Source organism: Shewanella sp. SM87 (assembly GCF_025653705.1).
GTDB lineage: Bacteria > Pseudomonadota > Gammaproteobacteria > Enterobacterales > Shewanellaceae > Shewanella > Shewanella oncorhynchi.
In genome coordinates, this window is the sequence record NZ_JAKKSC010000002.1 from 122472 (window position 1) to 134202 (window position 11731).

The 11731-nt window shown below is 45.1% G+C and carries 8 protein-coding genes; 7 read left to right on the forward strand and 1 reads right to left on the reverse strand.

Going from position 1 to position 11731, the window contains the following annotated elements; all coding sequences use genetic code 11:
- Window positions 1-7: 7 nt before the first annotated feature.
- The 5 genes from nusA (at window position 8) to rpsO (ending at window position 6074) form a co-directional block, all read left to right on the forward strand.
- Window positions 8-1507 carry a transcription termination factor NusA gene (gene nusA / locus L5M11_RS02185; RefSeq protein WP_028761452.1) on the forward strand — a complete coding sequence of 500 codons (1500 nt, stop codon included), beginning with the start codon at window positions 8-10 and terminating at the stop codon, window positions 1505-1507.
- Between the two features lie 25 nt (window positions 1508-1532).
- Window positions 1533-4175: a translation initiation factor IF-2 gene (gene infB / locus L5M11_RS02190; protein ID WP_105251699.1), complete on the forward strand. Its 2643-nt coding sequence runs from the start codon at window positions 1533-1535 to the stop codon at window positions 4173-4175.
- 57 nt (window positions 4176-4232) lie between these two features.
- Entirely contained in the window at window positions 4233-4691 is a 459-nt protein-coding gene (rbfA, locus tag L5M11_RS02195) for a 30S ribosome-binding factor RbfA (RefSeq protein ID WP_105251700.1), read from the forward strand.
- Window positions 4691-5656 (forward strand): tRNA pseudouridine(55) synthase TruB, encoded by a 966-nt coding sequence (gene truB / locus L5M11_RS02200; protein ID WP_113939302.1) that lies wholly within the window; start codon window positions 4691-4693, stop codon window positions 5654-5656. Before rbfA ends, truB begins: the two co-directional genes overlap by 1 nt.
- 148 nt (window positions 5657-5804) lie before the next feature.
- Complete coding sequence (rpsO, locus tag L5M11_RS02205; RefSeq protein ID WP_028761447.1) at window positions 5805-6074, forward strand: 30S ribosomal protein S15; 270 nt, start codon at window positions 5805-5807, stop codon at window positions 6072-6074.
- Window positions 6075-6265: 191 nt separating this feature from the next.
- Here the strand turns inward: rpsO and L5M11_RS02210 are convergent, their stop codons facing one another.
- Window positions 6266-8320 carry a putative bifunctional diguanylate cyclase/phosphodiesterase gene (locus tag L5M11_RS02210; protein WP_263185639.1) on the reverse strand — a complete coding sequence of 685 codons (2055 nt, stop codon included), beginning with the start codon at window positions 8318-8320 and terminating at the stop codon, window positions 6266-6268.
- A gap of 195 nt (window positions 8321-8515) precedes the next feature.
- On the opposite strand from L5M11_RS02210, the gene pnp reads away from it, so the two are divergent.
- Together pnp and nlpI are read left to right on the forward strand one after the other, a co-directional pair.
- Window positions 8516-10615: a polyribonucleotide nucleotidyltransferase gene (gene pnp / locus L5M11_RS02215; protein WP_263191230.1), complete on the forward strand. Its 2100-nt coding sequence runs from the start codon at window positions 8516-8518 to the stop codon at window positions 10613-10615.
- Window positions 10616-10807: 192 nt separating this feature from the next.
- Complete coding sequence (gene nlpI / locus L5M11_RS02220; protein ID WP_263191232.1) at window positions 10808-11710, forward strand: lipoprotein NlpI; 903 nt, start codon at window positions 10808-10810, stop codon at window positions 11708-11710.
- The last annotated feature ends 21 nt before the right edge of the window (window positions 11711-11731 follow it).

Genomic DNA, 11731 nt, shown 5'->3' on the forward strand with positions numbered 1-11731 from the left:
AGACGAGATGAATAAAGAGATTCTGCTAGTCGCTGAGGCGGTTTCAAATGAAAAGGCCGTTCCACGCGAGAAAATTTTTGAAGCGCTAGAGATTGCTCTGGCCACAGCAACCAAGAAAAAGTACGAAGGTGATATTGACGTTCGTGTTGCTATCGACCGTAAAACCGGTGGTTATGATACTTTCCGTCGTTGGATGGTAGTTGATGATCACGGTGAAGCGTTAGAAAACCCTTATCGTGAAATCACGTTAGAAGCGGCACGTTACGAAAATCCGGACATCCAGCCTGGCGAGTTTATCGAAGACGATATCGAGTCAGTGGTGTTTGACCGTATTACCACTCAAACCGCTAAGCAAGTGATCGTACAGAAAGTACGTGAAGCTGAACGTGCGCAAGTGGTTGAGCAGTTCCAAGATCAAGAAGGTGAGTTAATCACTGGTGTGGTCAAAAAAGCGACTCGCGAGAGCGTAGTGGTTGACTTAGGTAATAACGCTGACGGCGTATTGTTCCGTGAAGACTTAATTTCACGCGAATCTTTCCGCCCTGGTGACCGTGTGCGTGCATTATTGTACTCAGTACGTCCAGAAGCTCGTGGTGCACAGTTATTCTTAAGCCGTACTAAGCCTGAAATGCTGATCGAGCTTTTCCGTGTTGAAGTGCCTGAAATCGCTGACGAACTGATTGAAATCATGGGCGCTGCTCGTGATCCAGGCGCTCGCGCTAAGATCGCCGTTAAGTCGAATGATCGCCGTATTGATCCTATCGGTGCGTGTGTGGGTATGCGCGGTGCGCGTGTACAAGCCGTTTCGAATGAACTGGGTGGCGAACGTGTTGATATCGTGTTGTGGGATGATAATCCAGCACAATACGTGATCAATGCCATGGCGCCAGCCGATGTTGCCTCTATCATAGTCGACGAAGATAACCATTCTATGGATATCGCTGTTGAAGCCGATAGTTTGGCACAAGCCATTGGACGTAATGGCCAGAACGTACGTTTAGCAACACAACTGACTGGTTGGGTTCTGAACGTTATGACAGTGGAAGATATGAATAAGAAACATCAGGCAGAAAGTGCCAAGGTGGTTGATTTATTTGTTAACTCACTGGATGTCGATGAAGATTTTGCACAAGTACTGGCAGATGAGGGCTTTACGTCGCTCGAAGAAGTTGCCTATGTGCCTGTGTCTGAACTATTGGCGATTGACGGTTTTGACGAAGATCTCGTCGAAGCTTTACGTGAACGTGCAAAAGCGGCGATCTCAACTCGAGCTCTCGCTACTGAAGAAGCACTGGATGGTGTGGAGCCAAGTGAAGAGTTGCTAGCACTTGAAGGTGTTGAAAGACACTTAGCCTATGTTTTCGCTAGCAAAGGTATTGTGACTCTAGAAGACTTGGCTGAACAAGGCATTGATGATTTGATCGAAATTGAAGAATTGACAGAAGAAAAAGCAGGTGAGCTCATCATGGCAGCCCGCAATATCTGTTGGTTTGGCGAAGAAGCATAAGTCGATCAACAGGGGGATTTAACTGATGGCAGATACTACCGTAGAGAAATTGGCCACGGAAGTGGGTAAAAGTGTTGAACGTCTGATTGAGCAATTCTCTCAGGCTGGAATTAAGAAAGGCCAAGCTGATAAAGTGACTGAAGCTGAAAAGCAGCAGTTACTGGATTATCTGAAAAAGCAGCACGGTGGCGAAAATGCGCCAACGAAAATGACGCTGCAGCGTAAAACCGTATCGACCCTAAGTGTGGCCGGTAATGGTGGTCAATCTAAAGATGTTAAAGTTGAAGTTCGTAAAACACGAACTTTCGTTAAGCGTGATGCTAATGAGGCTACTCTGAAGGCTGAAGAAGAAGCGAAAGCCGAAGCAGAAGCTTTGGCAAAAGCAAAGGCCGAAGCAGAAGCTGCTGCGGCAGCAAAAGTGAAAGCTGAAGCAGATGCTAAGGCAAAAGTGGAAGCAGAAGCCAAGGCGAAAGCTAAAGCAGCAGCCGAAGTGAAAGTGGTTAAAGATATGTCACCAGAAGCAGAAGCGGCTCGTCTAGAAGCTGAACGTTTGAAAGCGGCGCAAGAAGCGGCAACTAAACGTAAGCAAGACGAAGAAGCGGCTAAAGCGGCAGAAACTGCTCGCTTACTCGCTGAAGAACATTCTAAGCGCTGGGCCGAAGAAGAGCGCCAACGTTTAGAAGCTGAGAAAAACGGTGATCATCACATCACGACATCTAAAGTAGCTCGTGCTGCTGAAGATACTTCTGATCTGGATGAAGAAAAACGCGGACGTCGTGCTCGTAACAAGAGCAACGCGAAAAAACGTGGCGGCAAAGATGCCCGTGACGGCCGTGAAAAACACATGCGTAACCGCAGTACTGCACCTGAGTCTATGGCGCATGGCTTCAATAAGCCTGTGGCAGCAGTGAGCCGTGATGTGCGTATCGGTGAAACTGTTACTGTTTCTGAACTTGCGCATTTAATGGCAGTGAAAGCGACTGAAATCATCAAACAGATGATGAAAATGGGTTCTATGGTCACGATCAACCAAGTGTTAGATCAAGAGACTGCCCAGCTAGTTGCTGAAGAAATGGGTCACAAAGTTGTGCTTATCCGTGAAAACGAGCTTGAGCACCAAGTGCTACAAGACCGTGATGATGAAGATGGCATCAAGCTAGAATCTCGTGCACCAGTTGTGACTATCATGGGTCACGTTGACCACGGTAAGACTTCGTTACTCGACTACATTCGCCGCGCTAAAGTGGCTGCTGGTGAAGCCGGTGGTATTACTCAGCATATCGGTGCATACCATGTTGAAACTGAAAATGGCATGATCACTTTCCTTGATACTCCTGGTCACGCCGCGTTTACCGCAATGCGTGCCCGTGGTGCCAAGGCAACGGATATTGTTGTGCTAGTTGTTGCTGCCGATGACGGTGTAATGCCGCAAACAATCGAAGCTATTCAACATGCTAAAGCTGGTAACGTGCCATTAATCGTGGCTGTGAACAAGATGGATAAACCGGAAGCGGATATCGATCGCGTTAAGAGCGAATTGTCACAACACGGTGTTATGTCTGAAGATTGGGGTGGAGACAACATGTTTGCCTTCGTTTCAGCTAAGACAGGTGAAGGCGTTGACGAACTGTTAGAAGGTATCTTACTGCAAGCTGAAGTTCTCGAACTGAAAGCGGTACGTGATGGTATGGCTGCCGGTGTGGTCATTGAATCACAATTGGACAAAGGTCGCGGCCCTGTGGCTACGATTCTGGTTCAAGAAGGTACGCTGCGCCAAGGTGATATCGTTCTGTGTGGTCTTGAGTACGGTAAAATTCGTGCAATGAAAGACGAAAACGGTCGTTCAATCACTGAAGCGGGTCCATCTATTCCTGTTGAAATTCTAGGTCTGTCAGGCGTTCCGTCTGCAGGTGATGAAGCAACAGTTGTACGTGACGAACGTAAAGCTCGCGAAGTTGCCCTGTATCGTCAAGGTAAGTTCCGTGATGTGAAACTGGCACGTCAGCAAAAATCTAAGCTAGAAAACATGTTTGCGAACATGACAGACGGCGAAGTGAAAGAACTGAACATCGTTCTTAAAGCAGACGTACAAGGTTCACTCGAAGCGATTACTGATTCGTTAACAGGTTTGTCTACCGACGAAGTGAAAGTGAACATCATCGCTCGCGGTGTGGGTGCACTGACTGAAACGGATGCAACCTTAGCGGCTGCCTCTAACGCTATCATGGTTGGCTTTAACGTACGTGCCGATGCACAAGCCCGTAAGACTATCGAAAGTGAAAGTGTTGATTTACGTTACTACAGCGTTATTTATAATTTGATTGATGAAGTGCGTGCAGCGATGACAGGTATGCTGTCTCCTGTGTTCAAACAACAAATTATCGGTCTGGCTGAAGTTCGTGATGTGTTCAAGTCACCTAAGCTGGGTGCAATTGCTGGCTGTATGGTGACCGAAGGTACCATCAAGCGTAGCGCGCCAATTCGCGTACTACGTGATAACGTTGTTATCTACGAAGGTGAACTCGAATCGCTACGTCGCTTCAAAGACGACGTTGCTGAAGTTCGCAATGGTATGGAATGTGGTATTGGCGTTAAGAACTACAACGATGTTCGCGTTGGCGACCAAATCGAAGTATTCGAAACCGTCGAGATTGCTCGTACTCTGTAACGATAATAAGGGCGGCTTTAGCCGCCCTTATCAATTTAAGCTATGGTAAGAAATATTATGGCAAAAGAATTCAGTCGTACTCGTCGAATCGCTCAGCAGCTTCAGCAAGAACTTGCTCAAGTGCTACAGCGCGACATGAAAGATCCTCGTATTGGCTTTGTGACTGTGAATGACGTCGACGTCTCTCGCGATCTCAGCTATGCCAAAGTCTTCGTGACTTTTTTCGAAGAAGACAAAGCTGTCGTTCAAGAAAAGCTAAACGCTTTGATCAGCGCAGCTCCTTATATCCGCACTTTAGTGGCGGGTCGTATGAAGCTGCGTGTCATGCCTGAACTGCGTTTTATCTACGATAGCTCGCTAGTTGAAGGTATGCGCATGTCTAACTTAGTTAGCCAAGTGATCAACCAAGACAAAGCGAAGCAACAGCAATTTGGCAGCGAAGACGCATCGGTTGAAGATGAAGTCTTAGGTGATGATATTGCTGATGACGCAGATGAAACGGAAGGTAAAGATTAATGGCTCGTCGTCCAAAAGGTCGTTTTATCGATGGGATAGTGCTGCTGGATAAATCCACTGGCATGAGTTCTAACTTTGCATTGCAAAGGGTAAAGCGCTTTTTTAATGCGAATAAAGCTGGGCATACGGGCGCACTCGATCCGTTAGCGACAGGTATGTTACCTGTATGCTTAGGTGAAGGGACTAAGTTTTCTCAGCATCTATTGGATGCCGATAAACGCTACTTAGTCACGGCAAAGCTTGGCGAACGGACAGATACCAGTGATTCCGATGGTGAAGTGGTGCAAACCCGCGCCATTGATTTTACCGAGGCGCAGCTATTAACTGCGCTTGATTTCTTCCGTGGTGAAACTCAGCAAGTGCCTTCTATGTATTCCGCGCTGAAATATCAGGGTCAGCCCCTGTATAAATATGCCCGTGAAGGCATAGAAGTGCCGCGTGAATCTCGCCCTATTACGGTATTTGAGCTAAATTTCATCGGTCTTGAAGGCGATGAGCTGACCTTAGACATTCATTGTTCTAAGGGCACTTATATTCGCACTATCATAGACGATCTCGGTGAGATGCTCGGTTGTGGCGCCCATGTGATTATGCTGCGCCGCACCCAAGTTGCACAGTATCCCTATGCCAGAATGGTCACTTTAGAACAACTTGAAACGCTAGTTGCTCAAGCACATGAACAACAGATAGATCCGAGCGTATTACTCGACCCTCTGTTATTGCCTATGGACACGGCCGTGGCCGATTTTCCAGAGGTGAATGTGCCGGATGCGATAGCTCCTTACTTAATGCAAGGTCAAGCGGTTCGAGTACCGGTTAATGCAGATTTGAAAACCGATGAGTTGGTACGTATCACTTTAGGTGACATTCGCCGATTTGTGGGGATTGGCACAATGAACGAAGATGGCTTATTAGCGCCGAAACGACTCATTGTTATCCATGACGAACCTGCAGAAACGCATTAGCCCGCTATCCATCGACAAATGATTAAATTAGTTGATGCATTAGTCCCCGCCTTTTATTGCGCTAGGGTGGGTTTATGGGTAAAATAGCGCGCCCTCTGGCTGAGTTAGTGATCGGCTAGAGATTCATATTATTTATTTGGAGATATACATGTCACTAAGTCCTGAAGCAAAAGCAAAAATTTTGGCTGATTTTGGCCGTTGTGAAAACGACACTGGTTCAACTGAAGTTCAAGTTGCTTTGTTAACTGCGCAAATTAACCATTTGCAAGATCACTTCAAAGAGCACATTCATGATCACCACTCACGTCGTGGTCTGTTACGTATGGTTAGCTCACGTCGTAAGTTAACTGCTTACCTGAAACGTACTGATTTAGCACGTTACACTGCTCTGATCCAAAAGTTAGGTCTACGTCGTTAATTTCGCGTCGACTAACGTGAAAAAGGAGGCTTAGCCTCCTTTTTTATTGCCTAAAATTCAACAGAATATTTATTGTGTAAACGAGAGATATAAAGAAGTTACAGCCAAAATCTGTCTAACGTTTAGGTCTGTTACGCTGAGCTTGATGTGATTAAGCATCGAATCGATACTTAAGTGCCAATGTAAGTATCCTAAGCCCCACGTAAACCATCAAGACTACTTATTGTTGCTGTTTGTGTTGCTATATACAGCGCTTCAAATTCAGCTTGGGGTAGAGGTTGACTAAAATAGAAACCTTGGCCGACTTGGCACTGATTTTCTTTCAACCAATCCAATTGCTGCTCGTTTTCAATGCCTTCGGCCACAATGGTCAGATTAAGTTGCTTACCTAACATCAAAATAGTTGATGCAATTGCGCTATCCCCAGGTAGATCGGAAACGAAACAACGATCGATTTTCATGGTAGTGATAGGCAAATGGCGCAGGTAAGAGAGTGAAGAATACCCTGTGCCAAAGTCATCGACTGCAATGCCAAATCCGGCTGATTTCAATTGTTCAAGCTTAGCGATAGCGAGTTCAATGTCGTTCATCAAAGAGGTTTCAGTGATTTCAATTTCCAGCAACTCGGGTTGGATTTGATAGCGTAATGCCATCTGTTTGATATCGGGAACTAAACTAGCATCGGCAAATTGCTGTGAGGCAACATTAATTGCAATTGGGATGGCATAGTTATATTTTTTCTGCCATTCCCTAAGTACTTTACAGCTTTGCTCTATCACCCAACGACCTATAGGAATGATGATACCGGTTTCTTCCGCGACGGGAATAAAGGAAATGGGGCTGATGAGTCGTCCGTCTTTTTGCCAACGGATCAAGGCTTCACAGGCGATGACTTTGCCTGTTTGCAGATCAAGTTTCGGTTGGAAATACAGTAAAAATTCATTGTTTTTTAACGCATCATGTAAAGATGCTTCAGTGCGTAAACGAACTGCTGCTCGCTCAGTCATCTGTTGTTTGAAGAAGGCCCATTGATTCGAGCCTGCAGCTTTCGCGCTGTACATGGCAATGTCAGCGTGACGGATCAAATCTTCAGCGCTGTTACCGTCTTCGGGATAAATAGAAATCCCAATAGATGCCGCAGGATGAATTGCATGTTCATTTAATTGAATCGGGACATTTAGCTGGATCAGTAGCTTATCTACAAAATCTGCCGCTTGGTCTGGGGTGTGAACTGTATCAGCTAGAATAACAAATTCATCGCCACCTAAGCGGGAAACTGTGCCTTTATCACCAACGAATCGTTCGAGAATGCGGGCGATACGAGCGAGGAATTGATCGCCTAATGCGTGGCCAAGGGAATCGTTGATATTTTTAAAACGGTCTAAGTCGATAAACATCAATGCAAAGCTGCGTTTGTGTACTCGCGAGCGTTGGATAGTGACTGCGATAGTTTCAAGCAATAATGTGCGGTTCGGTAAGCCAGTTAGTGGATCTCGGGTCGCCATTTTGCGCAGTTTGGATTGGGTTTGGCTAAATTGAATAAGAATTTGGTTGAATTTCGAGGTCACTAAGCCGAGTTCATCATCCTTGTGTGCGTTGGACATAGGTAAGAGATTTTCATCCGGAGAGTCGGGTTCGATCTTATCGATGGCCTCACTGATGCGTGCGATAGGCTGAGTCAGGAAGCGATGGAATACCACGGACAGCACTAAGGTGAGTAAGAGTGCACGAGCGAGAGTAGCAAAAAAACTAAATCTTAACTGCGAGAAGAGGGTGTTTGTTAGTTCTTGGGTATCGTAGAAAACCGTTAATGTACCAATGAGTTGCTGTTGTTGGGTACCTTCAAAATAAAAAGGCCTATACAAAGGGCGAGAAATTTCTTTGAGATCATCAAATAATTTATTACTTAAACTGATAAAAGTCTGTGAGTTATTCTGCTTATTATTACTGACAGAAACAAACATTGAGCCATCGTCTAGCTCAATCACCGCCGAGCCAACATGTTCGACTTTGATGGCACCCTCTAAAGTTTGACGGGCTAAATTATCATCTAATGCCCATACAGCATTTGCTGCAGGTTGTTCAACTGAATCAAGGAGTTCTTGCTGAGTGGTCGTGAGTTGTTGTTTGGTTGATACGACGACTAAAGCGATTTCAACAATAAAAATGGCAATGGCAAAAAATAGGGCAGTAAATACGACTAGGTTAGTTTGTTTCCATGTCAGTGACTTAAAACTGCCTGTCATCGGGCGCATCCTTCATGATAATTATTCACCATCGGCGAGATTTTCCGTATCAATATAAACCGCAACTCTTTGTTGATTTAACCACTTTAGTGAAAAGTTACGTATTTGTCATCATTATCTGCTCTTTATCTATTGATCCGAATTGCAGTATACTTACGCGCGTAATTCAAGGTCATTAATTAAGGAATGGGTCACGTGAATCCTATTGTAAAGAGTTTTGAGTATGGTCAACATACAGTCACCCTGGAAACAGGTGTTATAGCGCGTCAAGCTGATGCAGCCGTTTTAGCGAGTATGGGTGACACGACAGTGTTAGTCACTGTTGTCGGTAAAAAAGATGCAGATGCAGGTCGTGACTTTTTCCCTCTGACTGTTAACTATCAAGAAAAAACCTACGCAGCGGGTAAAATTCCTGGTGGTTTCTTTAAGCGTGAAGGCCGTCCTTCAGAAGATGAGACATTAATCGCTCGTCTGATCGACCGTCCAATTCGCCCTCTTTTCCCTAATGGTTTCAAAAACGAAGTTCAAGTTATCATTACCGTAGTATCTGTCGATCCACAAATCGAGCCAGATATCATCTCCATGATCGGTACTTCTGCGGCACTGGCTATTTCTGGTATTCCATTCAGTGGTCCTTTAGGTGCTGCACGTGTGGGTTACATTGATGGCGAATACGTGTTGAACCCAAGTGTTGCACAACTTGCAACCAGCCAACTGAACTTAGTGGTTGCTGGTACTGCTGGTGCAGTATTAATGGTGGAATCAGAAGCCCAAGCATTACCAGAAGAAGTGATGTTAGGTTCTGTAGTTTACGGTCACGATCAACAACAAGTGGTTATCAAGGCGATTGCTGAATTTAAAGCAGAAGCCGGTAAACCAACTTGGGATTGGACTGCACCAACGCAAGATGCCGATTTAGTTGCCCAAATCAAAGAGCTTGCTGAAGCTGGTTTAGGTGATGCGTATAAAATCCAAGTCAAACAAGATCGTTATGCTCAAGTTTCTGTTGTAAAAGCAGCAGCAAAAGAAGCCTTGTTAGCGAGCAATCCAAGCGTTGATTTACGTGAAGTTGACAACTTACTGGGTAGCTTAGAGAAGAAAGTGGTTCGTGGTCGCATCATCCGTGGCGAGCCACGTATTGATGGTCGTGAACCAGACATGATCCGTGCATTGAGCGTGTTAGCGGGCGTATTGCCACGTACTCACGGTAGTGCATTGTTCACTCGTGGCGAAACTCAAGCGTTGGTAACTTGTACTTTAGGTACTGAACGTGATGCACAGAAGATCGACAGCATCATGGGCGAGCGCACTAACCGTTTCATGCTGCACTATAACTTCCCTCCATACTCTGTTGGTGAAACAGGCATGGTGGGATCACCTAAGCGCCGCGAAATCGGTCATGGTAAGTTAGCTTGGCGCGGTATTAACGCTGTTATGCCTTCAGCGGCTGAATTCCCATACAGCGTACGCGTTGTATCTGAAATCACTGAATCTAACGGTTCAAGCTCTATGGCGTCAGTATGTGGTACTTCTCTCGCGTTGATGGATGCCGGTGTACCTATCAAGACTTCTGTAGCGGGTATCGCTATGGGTCTAGTGAAAGAAGGCGATGATTTCGTTGTGCTTTCTGACATCTTAGGTGATGAAGATCATTTAGGTGACATGGACTTTAAAGTTGCGGGTACGCGTGATGGTATTACTGCACTGCAGATGGATATCAAGATCGAAGGTATCACTAAAGAAATCATGGATATCGCACTGCAACAAGCCTATGGTGCACGTGTACATATTCTAAACGTGATGGATCAAGCGATTGGTTCACACCGTGATGATATTTCTGATCACGCTCCACGTATCACTGTTATCAAGATCAACCCAGAAAAAATCCGTGACGTTATCGGTAAAGGTGGCGCAGTTATCCGTGCTCTGACCGAAGAAACGGGCACTACGATTGAACTGGAAGATGATGGTACTGTGAAAATCGCTTCTTCAAACGGCGAAGCAACTAAAGAAGCTATCCGTCGTATCGAAGAAATCACTTCAGAAGTTGAAGTGGGTCGTATCTACAATGGTAAGGTTATCCGTATCGTTGATTTCGGCGCATTCGTGAATATTCTGCCGGGCAAAGACGGTTTAGTACACATTTCACAAATCAGTGATGAACGTGTTGCTAACGTGTCTGATCACCTTGAGCTGAACCAAGAAGTTGCCGTTAAGGTGATGGAAGTGGATCGTCAAGGCCGCGTACGTCTGTCAATTAAAGAAGCACAAACGAGAGAAGCTGCTGCTGAATAATGAGTCTTTGACTTATTTATAGGCACACACTTTTTAAGTGATTGCATCAAAAGGAGATCAAATGATCTCCTTTTTTGTTTTGGCATTAAGAAAGTCACTATTAATCTTAATTCCCTAATAGCGGTCCTGTGGTGGGATTGCTATCATGAAGATTCTTCTGCGTATGTTGGGAATCTAAAAAGGTAGAAATGGATGAGTCTTAAAATTAGAACCGCTGTCGTTGCTGTGCTGGCGAGTGCCAGTCTGTTGTTAGCCGGATGCGCAACCACCCAGTCTCCTTTAGATAACCATAATGATGTTGAAGGTAAATTGGTTGTCGCGCCTGTCATGCCTGATTATAAAGTCGAAGTGACACTGGCAAAACTCAACGAGATTTTGGCTACGGTCGAACTGACGAATGAACAGAGAGCTAGATTTCATTACGATCGTGGTGTGATTTACGACAGTGTAGGCTTAAGACTGCTCGCACGGATTGATTTTATGCAAGCGTTAAAACTTCAGCCTGATCTTGCTGATGCCTATAATTTCCTTGGAATTTATTACACCCAAGAAGGTGAATACGACAGCGCCTATGAAGCCTTCGATGGCGTATTAGAGTTAGCACCTAATTATGATTATGCCTATTTGAATCGCGGTATTGCTTTGTACTATGGCGACCGCATTGATTTAGCGACTAAAGATATGCAGGCGTTTTATGCAGGCGATAATAAAGACGGTTATCGGGCATTATGGCTGTATTTGATTGATTTTAAAGCTGACTCCGTTGAAGCGAAAAAACAGTTAGCGCAGCATCGTCAGAATTTAGAAAATGATGCTTGGGCGACCGTTATCGTCGATTATTATTTAGGTAAAAAAAGCCGTGATGAGGTGTTTTCTGCCGCTAAAGTAGGCTTAACATATCCGAAAGAATATGCTGAACGTTTATGCGAAGCTTATTTTTACCTTGCAAAAATGGCGATAGAAACTAAGCAATATCAAGATGCTGCAAACTATTTTCGCTTAGCATTGGCAACCAATATCTATGATTTTGTCGAACATAGATATGCGCGTATTGAACTCGCCAAAGTCAAAGGTTTGCTCGAAGCCACAAAATAACCTCTCTCAGCCCGAGTTCAT